We start from the raw sequence: 19,369 nt of genomic DNA, 5'->3' as shown, positions 1-19,369 counted from the left end.
ATTGTCGATGATTCAACTACATGTATATGAAGAGATTCTTAATTTTACAGAAGAGGTTACACCATTTTTAGAGAAGAATGAGCAGGAAAATAATCTCATATTAGGTGTATTACAAATGGTCCAAGAACCGATATTTATAGGAGTAGCAAAACAAGAGGAAGAAATTGCAGCTGTATTTCTTCAAACAGAAGAAAAGAAACAAATAATTGTTGCTACGTCTGAGATTTCGGCAGTAGCTATTAAGGAACTTGCAAAAGAGTTAACGAAAGTATATCCAAATATTCCTGGATTGATTGGTAATAAAAAAATCGTACAGAAATTAGCGGAAGAGATTGCAGTGTTAGAGAATAAGAAAACTAATGTTGCAATGGAGCAAGGTATATATGAATTAAAACAAGTAAAGAAAAAGTGGAACGGAGATGGAATCTTTCGAGAAGTAAGTAGTGATGAGCTAACATTAATAGAGCAGTGGATATATCAATTTTGCGAAGATGTGAAGCTTCCTACTACGAAAGAAGAAGCGAAACAAACTGCTCATACATTAATTACTAATCATCGTCTATTTGGTTTAGAAGTAGACGGGAAGATTGTTTCTGTAGCTGCAAAAACGAGACCGACTACAAACAATATAACAGTTAATTTCGTATATACACCGAAAGAAGCTCGGAAAAAAGGGTACGCATCTAGTTGTATCGCTGCACTTAGTCAACGTATGTTAGATGAAGGCTACAAAACAACGACATTATATACGGACCTGGCAAATCCAACATCAAATAAAATTTATCAAGAGATTGGTTATGAGAAGATGATGGAGTCTGTACTCATATTTTTAGAGAAATAGAATGAAAAGGCACGCTATTATAGCGTGCCTCTTTGTTATTCATCAATTCGAATTACTTCACCCTGCGGGAAATTCTCAGTTTCTAGTAAGTTACGAATAGCTTTCGCAACATATTCAGGTGACAGTAGCTTTCCTTCTTCTTTTAATGCGGTGAATCGATCTAAGTTAATAAAGTCTTCCTTATTTGTTTCACGAATTTGTGCTTGCATATTTGTATCAACAACACCAGGTGCGAAAGCGACAGTTTTTACAGGATATTCTTTCTCCACTTCTTCAGTAGCTGCGCACTGTGTAAACATATTTACACCGGCTTTCGTTGTACAATAAGCTCCCCATCCGAAATAAGGATTTTTTCCTGCGCCAGATGAAATATTTATAACGCGTTTATCTACTTTCCAGTCTTTCGTATGTTTCATGAAAGCGGAAGTAAGGATCATCGGTGCAAGTAAATTAATGTGAACGTTCGTAATGAATTGGTCGCTTTCTGCTTTTTCAATCGGCTTCATAGGTGCAACTGTACCCGCATTATTAATTAAATGAATAGAAGATACATTGTCTTCTTTAATAGATGAAATGATTTCGTTAAAGTTAGTTTCTAAATTATGTACATCTTGAAGATCTAAGGGATGGAAAATGCATTTGCTGTTATATTGTTCTGCGAGTTTAGTAAGCTCTTTATTTTCTCTTCTAGAAATAGAGATGATACTCGTGTTTTCTTCTAACAATTGCGCGGCGATTGCCTCACCTAAACCTTGTGAAGTTCCTGTTACGATAACGTAGCGCATAGTGTAATAAACTCCTCTCCATATATGTGGAATTTTGTTGGACAACGTACGTTGCATAGTTTGTCTACATTTTATAGTATAGAGCACTTTTTACTATAAATGAAATGAGATGATTATGTGCCTTTTATGAATCGCTTTACAACGACAGTACCTGGTGCAGTCACGTTCACTGGGAATACGTTAGGGCTTAGCCCTACATCGCCTGCGCCAGGTAATATTTTTGGTACACTTGCTGTATTTACAACGGTAAATACAGCGCTACAAGTACCAGGATTCCCAGCAGGAACAACGGATGAATGGCAATTGAATTCTTCAAGTGCAATTTTAAATCTTCCGGCGGGGAGTAGTGTGTTATATGCGGAATTAGTTTGGGCTGGTACTTACCGGACTGATACGGAAGATGTTTTACCGTTTTTAAATGATGATATTACATTTACAACACCATCAGGGACGTTTGCTGTTACGCCAGATCCCGCTACCGCGCAGCAAGGTTCAGTAGGAAAGCAGTTTTATTATGCTCGCTCTGCTAATGTAACGAATCTTGTAAGTGCAGGTGGGGCAGGCACATATACAACAGGTGCCGTGCCAGCTGCAAGAACTTCAGCTGATCCAACAATCAGTCGTTCTGCTGGTTGGACACTTGAGGTTGTTTATCAAAATGCAAGTTTACCACTTCGGAATTTGTCAGTATATGCAGGCCAAGAAATTATCGATGCTTCATCCCCGCCAGTTGATGCTACTATTTCAGGGTTTGCTACTCCAGCTACAGGAGCTGTTACAGGAAGAGTGCTCGTAACTGTTCAAGAAGGAGATTCTAACATTTCTGGAGATCAACTTCGCTTTGGTCCGAATGCAAACGCTACAGTTGCATTATTCGGACCGAGAAATCCCGCAAATAATTTCTTTCAGTCTCAAATTTGTAATGATATTGGGGAATTAGATACAACCGGGACGTTTGGAGATTTGAATCAGCCGTTAGGGATAGCTTTGGCCGTTCGAAGACAAGGGTGGGATATTACAAACGTAGATGCTTCATCGTCATTAGTTAATAATCAAACTTCAGCAACTGTTCGTTTCGTTACAAATGGTGATGGTTATGCGGCAGCTGGTTTTGGTGTTCAAATTGATGCGACGGGGCCGATTATAAATCCTGTTAAATCAGTTGATAAAACAGTTGCAGGAATAGGAGATATTCTCACCTATACGATTACCGTTCTGAATACAGGAACAGGAAGTGCAGAAAACGTTGTATTACAAGATAGTATTCCGAACGGAACAACATTTATAGCTGGTAGTGTAACAGTAGGTGGAGTAACACAACCGAGTGCGAATCCCGCGAGTGGGATAAATTTAGGTACAATCCCAAATAACACGCAAAGAATTGTTACATTTCAAGTTCGAATAACATCGTTTCCGAACCCAAATCCTATTTCAAACCATGCAATGGTGTCGTACCAATTCCGTCCTTTCGTCGGAAGTCCTCCTATCACAAGTACAGCTTCTTCAAATACAGTACAGACGACGGTAAACCGTGCAAATCTAAGTTTGCAAAAATCTGTAGATCTACAGACGGCAACACTTAATGACATATTAACGTACACAGTGAATGTCACGAACAATGGGAATGTCGCTGCAAATAATGTTATTTTTGTCGATAGTATACCTGCTGGAACAATGTTTGTAACAAATAGTGTTACGGTAAATGGAGTAGCTCGACCAGGAGCGAATCCCGCAAGTAGTATTAATCTTGGAAGTATTAATGCTTCGCAAACGACTGTAGTACGCTTTCAAGTTCGAGTGACATCTAATCCTCTTGTAAATCCAATTCCGAACCGTGCAAGTGCAACGTTTAACTTTATTCCGGTTCCTGGTCAACAACCAGTTTCAGGCCAAGCGACAAGTAATACAGTATTTACTACAATAAATATAGCTGATATAAGAACGAGAAAAACAGTGGATAAAGCTTTTGCGACGGTTAACGACGTTCTTACGTATACCGTTACAATTGAAAATACAGGAAATGTACTGGCGACGAACGTTATTTTTCAAGATCCAATCCCAATTGGAACGACTTTTATACCAAATAGTGTAACTGTTGATGGAGTTTCGCAACCTGGGGCAAATCCAGCGACTGGTTTTACGGTAGCGAATATATCTCCAGGTGGAAGTAGAACGGTGACTTTTCAAGTACGAGTTACATCTACCCCATCAGGAGGCACGATTGCGAATCGCGGTAATGTATCTGCTAATTTCGTCGTTATTCCGAATCAACCGCCAGTAACGATTAATAGGCAAACGAATACCGTTGTAACACAAGTTAATACAGGTGGTTTAAATGTAATAAAAGAAGTGAATACAACGCAAGCAGCAGTAGGGGATACTTTAACGTATACGATTTCCGTTCAAAATACAGGAAACGTTCCGCTAACAAATGTATTTTTCCAAGACCCTATTCCTTCTGCTGTTTCATTTGTTGCAAATTCTGTAACAATTAATGGAGTACCGCAAAGTGGATTGGATCCGAATCCAGGATTTTCTCTTCCAAATATTCCTGCGGCTCAAACAGTTGTAGTCACATTTGACGTATTAATTGTACAGGATCCAGAAAATGAAGATATTTTAAATCAAGCAAATGTAACAGCAAGTTTTCAAGTGAATCCGAGTGAACCACCAGTAACAATTAATGTTCCTAGTAACATTGTTAACACAACTGTACAATCAGGGGATTTTGAAGTTGTGAAATCAGTCAATACGGATGTTGCAACGGTAGGGGATGTTTTAGTATATACAATCGAAATCATAAATGCAGGTAGTGTACCAGCGACAAATGTATTTTTCCAAGATTCAATTCCGCAAGGGACATTATTTATTGAAAACAGTGTATTAGTTAATGGTGTTTTACAAGAAGGAGCAGATCCAGAACTTGGATTCCCACTAAATAATTTGCCTACTGGCGCAAGTGTAATTGTTTCGTTTGAAGTATTAATTGATGAAATTCCCCAAGGAAATAATGTCGTAAATAATGCGAATGTAACTGGAGATTTCCTTGTAAACCCAACAGAGCCACCAATTACTGTAACAGTACCAAGTAATACTGTTATGACAGTTGTGAATTCTTCAGGGCTAAATGTAATGAAGAGCGTAAGTGCTAGTGAAGCCGGTGTAGGAGATACGTTAACGTATACAGTTCGTATACAAAATAGTGGAACAGTAGCAGCGACAAATGTATCATTCCTTGATCCGATTCCATCTGGAACAACGTTTGTTGCGAATAGTGTAACAATAAACGGGATATCTCAACCTGGTTTAGATCCGACAACTGGATTTCCGCTTGCTAATATTCCGGTAGGTACGATGGTAACAGTTACTTTCCAAGTGTTAATTACAAGTGTACCATCAAATAGAGTTCTTCCGAATAATGCGAATGTCACTGCTGATTTCCAAGTAAGTCCTCTCCAGCCACCAATTACAATTGTAACGATTAGTAATATTGTTGTGACGCGAGTGAATGTAGGATCACTTAATGTAATGAAGAGTGTAAATACACCACAAGCAGGTATAGGAGATACGTTAACGTATACGATTCTTATTCAAAATACAGGAACTGTTCCTGCAACAAATATCATTTTTCAAGATCCAATCCCAACTGGAGCTACATTTGTAGCGAATAGTGTAACGATAAATGGAGTTGTTCAGCAAGGTGCGAATCCTATGACAGGTTTTCCAGTACCAAATATTCCAGTCGGGCAAACCGCTACAATTACGTTTCAAGTTACAGTGACGAGTGTTCCAAGTGGAGGGAATATAAGAAATCAATCGAACGTTACTGCAAGTTTCCTTATAAATCCAGCAGGACCTCCTATAACGACTGTTACGAATAGTAATTTTGTAGTGACACAGGTAAATACGGCACAGTTAAATATACAAAAATCTTCATCTGTACAACAAGCAGCACTTGGAGAGACTTACACGTATTCTGTTGTCATTCGAAATAATGGCACAGTACTAGCGACGAATGTTTCTTTCATTGATCCGATTGCAACAGAAACAACATTTGTCGCAAATAGTGTAACGATAAATGGAACGCCTCAACCTGGCTTTGACCCAAATGTTGGTTTCCCGCTCCCTAATATCGCAGCTGGAACATCATTGACAGTAACGTTCCAAGTTACGGTAGTTGCACCGTCTACACGTGGAGCAGTATTAAACACAGCATCTGCTACAGCCACTTTTTTATTAAATCCTTTACAACCGCCTGTAACAACGACAAATTCAAGTAATACGACAGTAGTTACAATACCGTTACCTCCTCCTGGTGAAGTAACAGCAACAAAAACTGTAAATGTTGCTGCTGGAGCTGTTGGAGATGTATTAACGTATACCGTTCTAATAACGAATGTAGGAATTATACCTGTTACAGATGTACTCTTCCAAGATGTCATTCCAGAAGGATCAACATTTGTCGCAAATAGTGTAACGATAGGTGGAATACAGCAACTTGGTTTAAATCCTGAAATAGGATTTACAGTTACTCCGTCATTAAATGCTGGTGGAAGTATTACGGTAACATTCCAAGTGACGATTACAGAGATTCCAGATAATGAAGTCATATTAAACGATGCTGACGTTACATTTACTTCACAACCAAATCCGCAGGAACCACCGATTACGGAAACGATATTAACAAATTTAGTCGTTACGACGATTAATATAGCGTCTATTTTCCCATTAAAACTAGTAGATAAAGAGGCAGCAACGGTTGGAGAAATATTAACTTACGATGTACTAATTTTTAACTTTGGAACAGTGCCGGCAACAAATGTTCAATTTCTTGATTCTAGTACGAGTGGTGTAGCATTTGTTCCAGGAAGTGTGAGTATAAACGGAATACCAGAGCCTGGATTAGATCCGTTCATAGGCTTTACAGTTCCAGATATACCTGTAGGTGATTTTGTACTTGTCACATACCAAGAGATGGTAACGAGCATACCTCAAGGTGGAACAGTTGTTAACTTTGTGGATGTTACGGCTACATTTGCTGTAAGTGAAACAGAGCCGCCTATTACTGAAACAACGACAAGTAACACGACATTAACGAAAATAAATGAATCTGGTTTGAATGTTTTAAAATCAGTAAGTGAGCCGGTTGTTGCAGTAGGAGATACAATCACATATACAACAGTAGTTCAAAATACGGGAACAGTGACAGCGACGAATGTTCAATATAGTGATGTATTACCTTCCTCTATAACATTCATACCGAACAGTGTAACGATAGACGGTGTGTTACAACCTGGATTCAATCCTAATAATGGATTCACGCTTCCAGATATAAATCCAGGTGAAAGTGTAGAAGTAACCTTCCAAGTAACCGTCGTCAGTGTGCCATCAAACGGAACGATTGCCAATACGGCAAATGTGACTGGAAGCTTTATATTAGTACCAGGAGAACCACCAGTTATAGTAAACCAACCAAGCAATACAACACTCACAACTGTAAATAGAGGACGATTTAATGTTATAAAACAGGTGAACAGGGCTGCGACTCTCGTTGGCGATGTATTAACGTATACAGTGCAAATAACGAATACGGGAACAGTAACAGCTAACAATGTTCAGTTTATTGATACGATTTCAGCAGGAGCGTCATTTGTCCCAAATAGTGTAACGGTAAATGGAACTCCGCAACCTGGTTTGAATCCGATTACTGGGTTTGGAATTGGCGATATACTTGTTGGCAATACGACTATAGTGACGTTCCAAGCGACAGTGACAAATATTCCATCTTCAGGAACAATAACGAATGTTGCAAATATAACAGGAAGTTTTACTTTAGTACCAGGAGAACCACCAGTTGTAGTAACAGAGCCGAGTAATACGACAATAACAAGGGTAAATAGAGGGCGATTCAATGTTATAAAAACTGTCAACAAACAGGCGACACGATTAGGAGATACGTTAACGTATAGTGTGCAAGTTACAAATACAGGAACGGTAACAGCGACAAATGTGCAATTTATTGACGTTCCATCACCTAGTTTAGAATTCGTTCCAGGGAGTGTACAGATAAATGGGATTCCGCAAGTAGGTTTAGATCCTTTTGTAGGCTTTTCATTACCGGATCTTGCAGTAGGGGATGGCGTTTTAATAACGTTCGAAGTAACTGTAATCGCAATTCCGCCTTCTAATAGTATTATGAATTCGGCGAGTGTAACTGGTGATTTTGAATTGATTTCAGGAGAACCTCCATTTACGATAACTAATTTAAGTAATACGACAGTAACACCAGTAAATAGAGGCAGTTTAGATTTGTTAAAAGAAGTAGATCATCCAATTGTTGGAGTAGGAGAAAAGGTAACGTATACTGTTCGTATATTAAATACTGGTACGGCTGATGCGATGAATGTTCAATTTATAGACGTGTTATCTCAGGAAGCTGATTTTGTCCCAAATAGTGTAACGATAAATGGAATACCACAGCCGGGGTTAAATCCACAGATTGGATTTACGATACCAGATATCCCAGTCGGTGAAACGGTGATTGTAACATATGAAGCTACGATTACAAGTTTTCCTGATGGTGGTACGGTAGTGAACGTTGCTGGGGCATTAGCAGAGTATATTTTAGTACCAGGAGAGCCACCAGTTACAGTGATGGACACAAGTAATACAGTTATTGTAACGGTAAATACTGCAATTTTATTTGTTGCAAAAGGAGCGGATTTTGAAGTAGCAATGGTAGGAGATGTTGTCACTTACGGAATTGCTGTTATAAATGATAGTACAGTTCCTGTGACGAATATTATTTTAACAGACATCATTGACCCAAATACGTTATTTATAAATGGCACGGTAACAGTAAATGATGTACCTTTTCCATTTGCCAATCCGAATACTGGTATCCCTTTAGGTAATTTTCAGCCAAATGATGCAGCGATTATTAATTTCCAAGTTGTAATAACAGGGGGGCAAATAAATAATTTAGTTACAAATACAGCTACAGCGAATGGGCTTGCAACTGTAAATCCTAATGAGCCGCCAGTAGTAGTTGAAGGCGATAGTAATACAGTTGTTATCCCGTTTATTCCTCAAAATGTTTCAACAACAGTCGTAAAAACGGCAGATCTTCAATCAGCAACGATAGGCGATGTTATTACGTTTACGACAGTTATTACGAATACGGGGGATACAGCGATACAAAATATTCGTTTTCAAGATATGTTAGATAGTAGTTTTCGATTTGTTCCTGGAAGTGTAACTGTTGATAATACGCCAGTGCCAAATGTAAGCCCAGTATTAGGGTTTCTTATAGGAAGTTTAAATCCAGGTGAAGCACGGACAGTTTCGTTCCAAGTAACAGTTCAGAGTGCACCAAGCGGTTCAGGAAATTATATTAATCAAGCGAGTATTCGCTTCGAACATCAAGTAGGCACAGTATTGCCACCTGTTACACAAATAATAGATAGTAACATAGTTGTCATTCCATTTGTTCCAACGATAGAACAAATTTGTGAAACAAACTTTAATTGTTTAGACAAAATTCCATTTCACTGTTCCCCGTGTAATCAGTTGCGAATAAATAAAAAATAAACACAAAAAGAGCATCCTGAAAGAATAGGATGCTCTTTTTGTTTAGATCAAGTAGCTTCTTCTTCGGGAGAAGTGAAAAATTCGTTGACTTTGTTGGAGAGTAGAAATGGAATAGCTCCTTTTATAACGGAAATGTCCCAGTCCCACCATGCAAGGTTTTCTAGTTTTTCAATGATTTCTTGCGGGAAACGATATCGAACTAGTTTGGCAGGATTACCAGCGACGATTGCATATGGAGGTACGTCTTTTGTAACAACACTCTTGGCCCCGATAATGGCCCCGTTACCAATTGTAACACCAGATAAAATGCAGGATTGATAACCAATCCATACATCATTGCCGACTACGATATCACCTTTTGAAGAAGGATGACCAGTAATGTGTGCTCCTTCTTCGAAGAGGACATTAAATGGATAAGTTGTTATCCAATCAGCACGATGTTCACCGCCAAGTACGAAAACGACTTCTTCTCCTAATGAACAAAACTTACCTATTTTTAATTTTGTTTCATCATTCCAAGAAAAAATAATAGGGCCTACTTTACTGTAAGTATAATCACCGATATCATATTTATTATATTCAGGTTTTTGATTTAAATATAACATACCAATTTTAGCATCCTCTCTAAAGAAAGTAATGGATATGGAACATTATATGCAAGGTGAAGTAAGGCGAACTATGTTGTATGAAATAGTAATGTGCAAAAATGTTAGTAGGCAAGATGAATAAAAGGGAGTGAAATGTATGAGATACGAAATGGGATTATATAATAAACCTTTTCAGTCGATTCAATTAGGAAAAAAAGTATATGAAGTACGCTTATACGATAAAAAACGTCAACTTATAAAACAAGACGATGAAATTGTATTTACGAACCTTACGACAGCAGAAACGATGGCTGTAAAAGTAACGGAGATAAAACGATACGAAAGCTTTAAAGCAATGTACGAACAAATTGATAAAAAATTATTTGATTGTGAAGAACTTAGTATAAAAGAAATGTTAGAAAGTACATACGGAATATATACGAAAGAACAAGAAAAAGAATGGGGAACAGTTGCGATTGGTGTTGAGGTAATAAAGTGAGAAGAAATCGCGGTGCAGCTATAATTATACAAGGTGGTAAAATCGCTCTTATAAAACGTGTTCGAGAAGGTGAAATGTATTTTGTTTTTCCAGGTGGGGGAATTGAAGAAGGAGAAACACCTGAAGAAGCAACGAAGCGAGAGGTCTATGAAGAATTAGGGATACATATACAAGTGAAGAATCTGATTGCAAAGGTGGAGTATAAAGGTACGGAGTATTATTATAATGCCCATATTATAGGTGGAGTTTTCGGAAGTGGTAAAGGCGAGGAGTTCGAGCTGAAAGATAGAGGGAGTTATATTCCTTTATGGATGCCGGTAAATGAGTTGCCAAATTTAAATGTAAAGCCTTATGATGTGGCCAAATGTGTATTTGATTATTATGGAATATAAGGTCTGACAACATACAAAAAAAACCATTGACATAGCCTTCTGATTTAAGTATTGTATTCGAGTATGTTTATAATCAGGAGGTTTATATGAGCAATCAAACTACTACACATCATGTGAAAATGACAACAGCAGATCCATCTGGAATTGGTCTATTTGGATTAGCGATGGTAACACTTGTAGCATCATCTCAAAAGTTAGGCTTAACAGATGGCGTTTCACTTGTATTACCATGGGCAATCTTTTTAGGAGGATTTGCACAAATCTTTGCATGCATTCACGATGCAAAGCATAACAATACGTTCGGTACAACAGCATTTGGTGCGTACGGCCTATTTTGGTTAGGTGTTGGAATGACTTGGTTAATTCAACTCGGAGTATTTGGCGAAAAATTAGCCCAAACTGCAGATTCAAAACAGCTTGGTGTAGCCTTTATCGGATACTTGATTTTCACGATCTTTATGACAATTGGTGCAATGGAAACACATAAAGTATTATTTATGATTTTCGTCCTTATTGATTTCTTATTTATCGGTCTTTCATTAAGTACTTTAGGTGTTATGCCGCACGCAATGCATAATTTAGCAGCGTATTCTGAACTATGTATTTCATTATTATCTTTCTATGGTTCAGCAGCAGCCGTGTTAAATACACACTTCGGAAAAGTTGTATTACCAGTTGGAAAACCATTTGGTATTTTTAAAAAGTAATAAAAAAGAACAGATGATTGTATAGTCATCTGTTCTTTTTTATTTATTTATTGCTACAGCAGTAGATCCTGTCATTTCGGAAATCTTTTGAGAGCTTGCTGGGCTGCCATCTATCGTTACATGAACTTGTTGCTTAGGGTTCGAGGTAACAACCCAGGCGTTTGGTAAATAGCGTGATTTATGAGATAAGGTTGAAGGGATGTTTAAAATGTCTCCCATTGCGTACAATGTTGCTGACGAGCCCCCGTCCATTGCCATTGCATTTATGGCCCCTTTTTCATAAAGAATATCTTGGCAGTCTCTTAAAGAAGCTCCGATACTATGAGGTTGTCTTCCATCAATGATGAAAAACATAATTGATCCATCTTTTTTCTGAGCCATAATACTTCGGGGACCATAGCCCCATCCGCCATCATTTGTAATCATTTTTTCGCCATTTACAATTAGTTGAGGCATAAAGCCAGCAGCGGAAACGACATTCTTATTTAACAGTTGATTAGCAGAAAACTCTCCTGAAACCATTTGTCCGTATTTTGTAAGTCCACTGACGAGAGTAGGGGTATTAATGTCTTGCGGTGTGTTGATAACTTTCCCGTTTTCAATAACAATACCGATGCCTGTTTTACCACCACCATGCCCCGTTTCATCCCAGAACCCACTAGCATTTACAGCAGCAAGTGCATGGTTTCGTTTTGCCATGACATATATTTTTTCTCCAACGTCTTTCCCTTCTGAACCTTGTTGTGTAACGAGCTTTACATTTAATGGATTACTAATAGTCATTAATTTACCTTCAAAAAAATGATCATTGTATTTTTTCTTTATCGTTTCAATCGAAACGTTTAATGGTGCATTTTTCTTTCGCTCTAATTCTTGTTTTGAAAGTTTAGTATTGGCAAAATCGCTATTTTTCCATTTTGGATTTGTAATGGATTGAGAAATATCATTTAACTCGTTATCAGACAGTAATGTAATTTTTGCGTATTGCGGATGTTGAGACGTTAAAATACTTTCCGCTGCGATGACACGTAAATTATGGCCGTATGAAGTGCCAAATAGAATAATGGCACCCACTGTTAATAATAGTGCTGTCAAAAGGGATGATATTTTTAAAAGTCTAATAAAAAATTTTTTCATTAGAAAGACTCCTCTTTTTGTAAGATCGAAATTGTTTGTTACCTAAAAATAATGAAATGTGTAAATGGCCTTTCGCATTATATATGCAACATATTAAATGTGAAAGGATGTATATACAATAAGTTGAGAAACTAGATTTGGCAATAGATGAATATGAATGTTAATACTCAAAATGAAAAGGGAATAGTCAGATGTACCATTTCTTTTAACATAAATGAAAAGGATATAAATTGAATGAAAATAATAATTGAAATTGATTCTCATTATTAATATAATGAGAATGAGAATCAATTATTGTAAGAGGGGGATGCCAAAGTGGCGAAAATTTTAATAGCGTATGCAAGTATGTCAGGGAATACAGAGAGTATTGCTGACTTAATTAAAGTAAGTTTAGATGCCTTTGATCACGAAGTAGTATTGCAAGAGATGGAAGGTATGGATGCTGAAGAATTATTAGCTTATGATGGAATCATTTTAGGATCTTATACGTGGGGTGATGGTGAATTACCATTTGAAGCGGAAGATTTCCATGATGAGTTAGAAAATATAGATTTAACGGGTAAAAAAGTGGCTGTTTTTGGATCAGGTGATACGGCGTATGAGCTGTTTTGTGAAGCGGTAACGATATTTGAAGAACGTCTTGTAAAATGCGGGGCAGAACTTGTACAAGAAGGATTGAAAATTGAATTAGCTCCAGAAGATAAAGAAGACGTTGAAAAATGCAGTGATTTTGCAATTGCTTTTGCCGAGAAGTTCTAGGAACGGGAGTGTCAACGTGGAAACAATGTTAAGTGCAACTGCTATTACAAAGTTAAGAGATGGAAAGCTTTTGTTAGCTACTACATATAATGGTTTATTCATTGAAAAAGATGGAGAATGGAAACAGGCTTTAACTGGTTTCCAAAAACGAATTCGAGATTTACATAGTGAAGGTAACGTAGTTTACGGAGTAGGGGACGAAGGAGTTTTTATTCGTAGTATGAATGGTGGAGAAACGTGGACGATCCAGCGCTTTCCAACGAAAGCAACGAGCTGGAATGTATGTAGTAATGAGAATGGAACAGTAATTGCTCATGGAGATAAAACACTGTATCATTCTAATAATTTTGGTTCCACATGGGAGACTATTCAGCCATTTCTTAATTACGGTAGTGAGGCACCATCTATTCGATCATTATTTTTATATAAACATTACTTATTTATCGGTACGAAAATACATACTAAATATGGTGGTGTTTGGCTTTTTGATTTAGAGACACGTAAATTAAAAAGGATTAAAATAGCGATGAATCAGATGATTTCTGCGTTGACTATACATAATTCCTATTTAGTAGCGGCAAGTGGATCGTGCAAGGGAATTAGCGGAAATATTTCTTTTTGCAGAATAGATGAGAGTATCGAAAGTGATAAAATAGGTTGGCATACATGTCAAAGTGAACAAAAAGCGAGTAGTTATTTAGATTTAAGTGTGGATCAACATGTGTTATATACAACGTCAACGCAAAATAAGGCGGGAATTAGCACTGTTTGCCGTGTGCTTCTTGAAGAAGGAATTGTTACAGTATGTGATTCGGTTAAAGGGCATGGTTGGCGCATTGTTAATGAAAAAGAAGGCTATGTTGTAGCTGGATCAGGTGAATTAAAAGCGATGCAGTGGAAAAAAAAGCTGTATAACTTTAAAAAAACTTTACTTTTATTATATTGGTATGATATAGTTACTTTAAACCATTTTACTTTTAATAATATAGAGATTTAAATGAGCTGTAACTTCCGAGGAGGATAGCAATGTTAAATCTCCTCTGGGGTTGCAGTTTTTTAATATATGATGTATTATTGTAAAGTGGTTGAAAATGAATATGTACATATAGGTACATTGTAGGAGGATTTTTTAAATGCAAAACGGTAAAGTAAAATGGTTTAACGCAGAAAAAGGTTTCGGTTTCATCGAGGTTGAAGGCGGAGAAGACGTATTCGTTCATTTCTCAGCTATCCAAGGCGACGGATTCAAATCTTTAGAAGAAGGTCAAGAAGTTACTTTCGAAGTAGAACAAGGTAACCGTGGACCTCAAGCTACAAACGTAAACAAGAAGTAATTATGAAAAAAGAAGGGCTTGCCCTTCTTTTTTTTTTGCGTTTTTATTGAATATCCTCCTATGTACATGTAATAATAAGACTGAATTTTTGATTTTTATGTGAAGTTTTTCATGCATAAAGTGCATTAATAAATAAATACTGAAAATAAAGTATGTGTGTGAAAAGGAATTTAGAAAGAGGTAAATAAATTGAAAAACGCTACACACTTCATTGTGTTTGATATTGAAAGGAATTTTAGGCCGTATAAATCAGAAGATCCGTCAGAAATAGTTGATATTGGAGCTGTAAAAATAGATGTGAGTACAATGAAGGTTATTGGAGAATTTTCAGAGTTAGTAAAACCAAGTGCCCCATTAACTCGTCATACAACAAAATTAACTGGAATTACAAAGAAAGATTTAATAGGTGTAGGGAATTTCCCTCAAATTATAGAGAAATTTATTCAGTTCATCGGAGAAGATTCTATATTTATTTCATGGGGAAAAGAAGATTACCGTTTTCTATCTCAAGATTGTACATTATACGGTGTAGAATGCCCATGTATGGAAAAAGAGAGCAGATTTGATGTGCAAAAATTTGTTTTTCAGGCGTATGAAGAATTATTTGAGCATACACCAAGTTTACAATTTGCAGTGGATCAGCTCGGCTTAACATGGGAAGGGAAGCAGCACCGGGCTTTAGCAGATGCTGAGAATACAGCAAATATCTTTCTGAAAGTATATGGCGAGAGAGATATTAACAAGCGATACAAGAGACATGGTGAGCTTGAACTTGTAAAGAACGGAAAACTAACAGAAAAAGCGAAAAAAAGGATGCGGAAATGGGTGTTTAAAGAACTGAGAAAAAATACAGAGCGTCCTTTTGTATGGAGTGCATTTGAAAGCAGTGACACGTGGGAAAGTATAACGGAAAGATATTATATAAGTGAATCAGCAGTAGAACTTCTGAAAAAACACTTTCCTACTGCGGTGAGAAAAGCGGAGCGGCAGCTTAGGTATTTGGCTGAGATGGAGAAAGTAGTAGAAGGAAGTTAGTAATAAAATTTATTTTATTCATATGTACAACTAGACTTTAGGATTAAGTTGCTGAAGTTTAGTTGGAAAATTCACGGCTTGTCCTGTATTGTTAATGGAATATTTTGTTGTTTTTAGTACGGATATACATAGAAAAGAGTGTAGTTTAATGGAAGCAATCTTTAACATTTTAACCATTTTAGTTTTTTTGATAATATTTACCACACTATTTGCACTAATTACACTTCCTTTCATAGCAAAGAAGAAGAATTGGAAAAAGCTTAATATATCTTTAACTCGTGGTGTATTAAAGATTAAAATCGAAGAGTAAGGTAAGAGTCTTATACAAGGGAGGTGTGATAGTGATAGACTTGGAAATCAAAGATGTCACCGTACAGATGGAATTAAATGGTGTCTTTTGGAATGAGGATGGAATTGCTGAAATGATGGTGACTACAAAAGCGGAGCATTCTCTTATTCTTCGTCTAGTAGTTGACTTAGAAAGTAAAACGATTCGTGCGATGAATGCCGAGATAGTGGGTGGGTTCTGTCCTCTATGTAAACAGAAAAGGAACGAATGTAGTGAACTTAATGACGTGCAAAATAAAATGGATATTTTAGAAGAAGCCTACGATTGGTTGAGAGAGCATCCGGAATATCGTTTTCAATTATCTTTTTACGAATACAATAAATTTGAGGTAGTAAAGTGAAATTTTCATTTTAACAACATACATAATGACTAAAAGGAAAAACACCAAAAACTTATAGAAGGACTTGGTCAACTAGAAATATTGAAGTAGATGTCTCTCATGGAAATATGCTTGATTCTACAAGAAATGTCATCTTGGAGCAAAAATATTTTTTAAAAATAAGCATATTTGTTATAAAGAAGAAAAACCGATTCTTAGTAGAATCGGTTTTTAATATAAATGTCAACTATGTCCCAAATAAAAGAGCGCTTGTTAATAGAGCTCAGTAAAAATAGGTATATGGAAGCATTTATTCAATCCCATTCGGATCATAAGAATACTGCTGTTTATTCTCAATTCGCTTAATCACATCTTGTAATTCATCTTGCCTCAGAAGCTCAATATAAGAGAATCCTTTCTCAATACTTTTAACTACTTGTCTCCAAAATAGCAGGGCGTACATAAAATACTGTATATATGATTTTAAAGGAGATGTTTTCTTGACGAAAAGAAATTGTAGGAGCCATAATCATTCGTTTGCTCCCTTCATCAGCCCCAATCCCATCACCTCATTTAATCGGGTTAAACGTTATCCCTAAATTGATAAAACAGCTTTTATAAGTCCGTTTTCTAGTGTAATAGGAGATGTGAGAATTAAAGATAATGTATATGTAGCTCCTAATGTAAGCGTTCGTGCGGATGAAGGAACTCCATTCTATATTAGTTCAAACACAAATCTGCAAGACGGAGTTATCTTACATGGTTTATTGAATAAATTTGTTTCTGTTGATGATAAAAAGTATTCCATCTATATTGGAAAAAAAGTAAGTGTTGCGCATGGCGCTCTCATTCACGGTCCTTGTTATATAGGGAATAAGGTGTGCGTCGGTTTTAAATCAATTGTGTATAATGCGATTATTGGAGAAGGAACGTTTATTTCATATAATGCAGTAGTAACAAACGGTGTGCGTGTTGCGACGAACAGGTTTGTGCCGCCTGGAGCCAATATAGATACACAAGAAAAAGCAGATGCGCTCATTCGAGTACCAAAAGACGAAGAAGAATTTGCACGAGAAGTACAACGTGTAAATCAAGAATTTCCTGCTTCCTATAACTTATTATTCGGTTCGCATCGTTGTTCTTGCGGAATGCCGTACAATCATTAAAAATTAGCAGTTTTTGAGATGAAGTGTTTATTATGCATGAGAGTGGTTTAAAAGACTCGTATCCATTGAGAGATGGTGCTTCATTTGAAAAAAATGCCGGATCATACAATATAACATTAACAGATATACAAGACGGACACGTTACAGCGCATGTTCTTGATACGAAATGTTTTCGATAATAAAAAGACAATGATGGAATTTAACCCATCATTGTCTTTTTTACATTATTCTATTCAATTTCTCCTGATCCATAGCTATACTGTTGCTTATTCTCAATCCGCTCAATTACGTCTTGCAACTCATCCGGCTTCAGAAACTCAATCGGAGAGAAGCCTTTTTCAAACGTAAGTGTGTCAGCCTCAATCATTAATACATAGCGGTCGTTTACCTTTGCGATATGTATTAGGTCTCCAAAATCAGCAAGCAACGCCTTTACAGAGATATGATCTGCTTTTAACTTTAATTCTACTTCTACTTCAGGGGCGTGCTCGACGATTTGAGCAGTAGCTTCCATTACTTCTTCGGTTGAAAATTGTTCCATAATTTCGCGTTTCGGACTGGCAGCCCATACTTCCATCGCTTGGTCGAATTGTTCGCGTTCTTCAGTACCTTCTTCAAATACATCTTCAATTTGGTCGTATACCATGTCCATTACTTGTGTTTTCATAATTTCAGGCATGGAGCGTTCGTATTCGACGAATTTTAAGAAGTCTTCAAAGTAGCGGGCGTGTGATGCTTGGTGTATTTTTAGTTCGCCAGGCTCCACCATACCTTCTTCAGGCATGTATGGGTACTGAATAGATTTCATATTCTTTGTTGTGATGGCCATTTCAACGTTACGAATAAGTGTTGATTCATCAGAAATGGAAGCAACCTTTGGTTCGAAGTCACATTTCATTACGAATACGAATGGATCATCAAAGTATTTGCGTAGTTTTGCTTGAGCGATTAAAAACACACCACCACGTACAGCGCTTGTGTCAAGGTATGTATAAACGAGAGGTTCGCTCATATCTTTGAAGTTTTCTTTTGTTTCTGCAAAGCGAATACGATTAAATAAGTTGTAATGAGGGTTTGAATCGAGTTCATGCCCTTCTTCTACAATAAAGCGACCAATCTTCGTTGGGGCTTGTTCTGTTTTTGCGTGACGTTCTACTTTTCGCTTTGAAATTTTTAATAATTCACCATTCAAAAATTCTTTTAAAGAGCTATCTTCATACTCTTCAGCGTCTAATGTTTGAAAATGTTTATAGCGCTTATCAACTGCTTCACCTTTTCCTTCTACTTGTACTACATAAAAGGAAAGAAAATTTATTTCAAAATCCATATTTATCACCTTGTTTCATTTCATTAACTCTTATCAGTATAGAGATGGAAAAAACTTTCGTCAATTTATATAAGGAAGGGGGAGTCCCTTCCTTATATATTTGTTATTTTCGAAATTAAAATCCGTCTTCTAATGCTGAAAATGGAATGTTTAGCCTGTTTTCTACTGTACGTAAACGCTGATTTAAGCGATTTAATCTACGTGTATGACGCTCAACTGTGTTTTCTAGTTGACGTACTCTTTGCTCGAGCTCATTTACTCGTCTTTCTAATTGACGGTTTCCAGCACCAGGAAAAGAGATTGGAAGTTGAAATTGGCGATTTGGATCATATGGATTAATTTGCTCTGTTTGATCTATATATTGTTGGTATTGTGCCTGTAAATCATACTGAGGTTGGTAACCATATTGGTTATATGAATCATAAGGGTTGTAGGGATACATAAAAAAATCCTCCATTTCTTTATAATAGGTTAAATTCACCATAATGTATGTGCAAAAGCGGAGTAGTGGCACGGAAAATACCTATATACACTGAAGCGAA

16 protein-coding genes and 2 pseudogenes are annotated in these 19,369 nt (G+C 36.8%); 12 read left to right on the top strand and 6 right to left on the bottom strand.

The genetic code is table 11. From position 1 onward, the window contains the following. Nucleotides 1-7: 7 nt before the first annotated feature. Complete coding sequence (locus I6L50_RS23470; RefSeq protein ID WP_219303275.1) at nt 8-841, top strand: GNAT family N-acetyltransferase; 834 nt, start codon at nt 8-10, stop codon at nt 839-841. A gap of 35 nt (nt 842-876) precedes the next feature. Here the strand turns inward: I6L50_RS23470 and I6L50_RS23465 are convergent, their stop codons facing one another. Next, complete coding sequence (locus I6L50_RS23465) at nt 877-1,626, bottom strand: (S)-benzoin forming benzil reductase (RefSeq protein WP_219303274.1); 750 nt, start codon at nt 1,624-1,626, stop codon at nt 877-879. 117 nt (nt 1,627-1,743) lie between these two features. Between I6L50_RS23465 and I6L50_RS23460 the strand changes: the two genes are divergently transcribed. Then, nucleotides 1,744-9,216, top strand: coding sequence for a DUF7507 domain-containing protein (locus tag I6L50_RS23460; RefSeq protein ID WP_219303273.1), 7,473 nt, complete (start codon nt 1,744-1,746; stop codon nt 9,214-9,216). A 47-nt stretch (nt 9,217-9,263) separates the two neighbouring features. Here the strand turns inward: I6L50_RS23460 and I6L50_RS23455 are convergent, their stop codons facing one another. Then, nucleotides 9,264-9,821, bottom strand: a complete 558-nt coding sequence (locus I6L50_RS23455; protein WP_002128459.1) for a CatB-related O-acetyltransferase — start codon at nt 9,819-9,821, stop codon at nt 9,264-9,266. Between the two features lie 139 nt (nt 9,822-9,960). On the opposite strand from I6L50_RS23455, the gene I6L50_RS23450 reads away from it, so the two are divergent. From I6L50_RS23450 to I6L50_RS23440, 3 genes are all read left to right on the top strand, one after another. Beyond that, nucleotides 9,961-10,302: an ASCH domain-containing protein gene (locus I6L50_RS23450; RefSeq protein WP_002128458.1), complete on the top strand. Its 342-nt coding sequence runs from the start codon at nt 9,961-9,963 to the stop codon at nt 10,300-10,302. Then, on the top strand, nt 10,299-10,694 hold the full coding sequence (locus tag I6L50_RS23445) for an NUDIX hydrolase (protein ID WP_016092047.1): 396 nt from the start codon (nt 10,299-10,301) through the stop codon (nt 10,692-10,694). Before I6L50_RS23450 ends, I6L50_RS23445 begins: the two co-directional genes overlap by 4 nt. Nucleotides 10,695-10,780: 86 nt before the next feature. Continuing rightward, nucleotides 10,781-11,401: an acetate uptake transporter gene (locus I6L50_RS23440; RefSeq protein ID WP_000070943.1), complete on the top strand. Its 621-nt coding sequence runs from the start codon at nt 10,781-10,783 to the stop codon at nt 11,399-11,401. 39 nt (nt 11,402-11,440) lie between these two features. Here the strand turns inward: I6L50_RS23440 and I6L50_RS23435 are convergent, their stop codons facing one another. After that, nucleotides 11,441-12,538 carry a phosphodiester glycosidase family protein gene (locus tag I6L50_RS23435; RefSeq protein WP_219303272.1) on the bottom strand — a complete coding sequence of 366 codons (1,098 nt, stop codon included), beginning with the start codon at nt 12,536-12,538 and terminating at the stop codon, nt 11,441-11,443. Nucleotides 12,539-12,853: 315 nt separating this feature from the next. Here I6L50_RS23435 and I6L50_RS23430 point away from each other — a divergent pair, with 315 nt between their 5' ends. The 5 genes from I6L50_RS23430 to I6L50_RS23410 all read left to right on the top strand — a co-directional run bounded on the left by I6L50_RS23430 (nt 12,854) and on the right by I6L50_RS23410 (nt 16,355). Then, nucleotides 12,854-13,297: a flavodoxin gene (locus tag I6L50_RS23430; protein WP_001062757.1), complete on the top strand. Its 444-nt coding sequence runs from the start codon at nt 12,854-12,856 to the stop codon at nt 13,295-13,297. Nucleotides 13,298-13,313: 16 nt separating this feature from the next. Continuing rightward, nucleotides 13,314-14,294, top strand: coding sequence for a WD40/YVTN/BNR-like repeat-containing protein (locus I6L50_RS23425; protein ID WP_016096383.1), 981 nt, complete (start codon nt 13,314-13,316; stop codon nt 14,292-14,294). Between the two features lie 136 nt (nt 14,295-14,430). Then, nucleotides 14,431-14,631 carry a cold shock-like protein CspB gene (gene cspB, locus I6L50_RS23420; RefSeq protein WP_001179147.1) on the top strand — a complete coding sequence of 67 codons (201 nt, stop codon included), beginning with the start codon at nt 14,431-14,433 and terminating at the stop codon, nt 14,629-14,631. Between the two features lie 189 nt (nt 14,632-14,820). Next, on the top strand, nt 14,821-15,666 hold the full coding sequence (locus I6L50_RS23415; RefSeq protein WP_219303271.1) for an exonuclease: 846 nt from the start codon (nt 14,821-14,823) through the stop codon (nt 15,664-15,666). A gap of 341 nt (nt 15,667-16,007) precedes the next feature. Further along, complete coding sequence (locus tag I6L50_RS23410; protein WP_219303270.1) at nt 16,008-16,355, top strand: hypothetical protein; 348 nt, start codon at nt 16,008-16,010, stop codon at nt 16,353-16,355. Nucleotides 16,356-16,644: 289 nt separating this feature from the next. Here the strand turns inward: I6L50_RS23410 and I6L50_RS36025 are convergent. Next, nucleotides 16,645-16,761: pseudogene (locus I6L50_RS36025) on the bottom strand (DUF3900 domain-containing protein); the annotation flags it as partial. A 73-nt stretch (nt 16,762-16,834) separates the two neighbouring features. Between I6L50_RS36025 and I6L50_RS23405 the strand changes: the two are divergent. Beyond that, a pseudogene (locus tag I6L50_RS23405) lies at nt 16,835-17,500 on the top strand (LbetaH domain-containing protein). Nucleotides 17,501-17,532: 32 nt separating this feature from the next. Continuing rightward, complete coding sequence (locus I6L50_RS23400; RefSeq protein WP_219303760.1) at nt 17,533-17,679, top strand: hypothetical protein; 147 nt, start codon at nt 17,533-17,535, stop codon at nt 17,677-17,679. A 50-nt stretch (nt 17,680-17,729) separates the two neighbouring features. Here I6L50_RS23400 and I6L50_RS23395 read toward each other — a convergent pair whose 3' ends face one another. Together I6L50_RS23395 and I6L50_RS23390 are read right to left on the bottom strand one after the other, a co-directional pair. Next, nucleotides 17,730-18,827: a DUF3900 domain-containing protein gene (locus tag I6L50_RS23395; RefSeq protein WP_219303269.1), complete on the bottom strand. Its 1,098-nt coding sequence runs from the start codon at nt 18,825-18,827 to the stop codon at nt 17,730-17,732. A 115-nt stretch (nt 18,828-18,942) separates the two neighbouring features. Continuing rightward, a complete protein-coding gene (locus I6L50_RS23390) occupies nt 18,943-19,269 on the bottom strand; it encodes a hypothetical protein (RefSeq protein ID WP_002137656.1) in 327 nt (108 codons plus the stop codon). Nucleotides 19,270-19,369 lie beyond the last annotated feature (100 nt).

This window comes from Bacillus sp. FDAARGOS_1420 (assembly GCF_019344915.1).
Taxonomy (GTDB): domain Bacteria; phylum Bacillota; class Bacilli; order Bacillales; family Bacillaceae_G; genus Bacillus_A; species Bacillus_A mycoides.
Note: the sequence above shows the minus strand (reverse complement) of the source record. Positions and strands in the feature narration are given on the sequence as shown.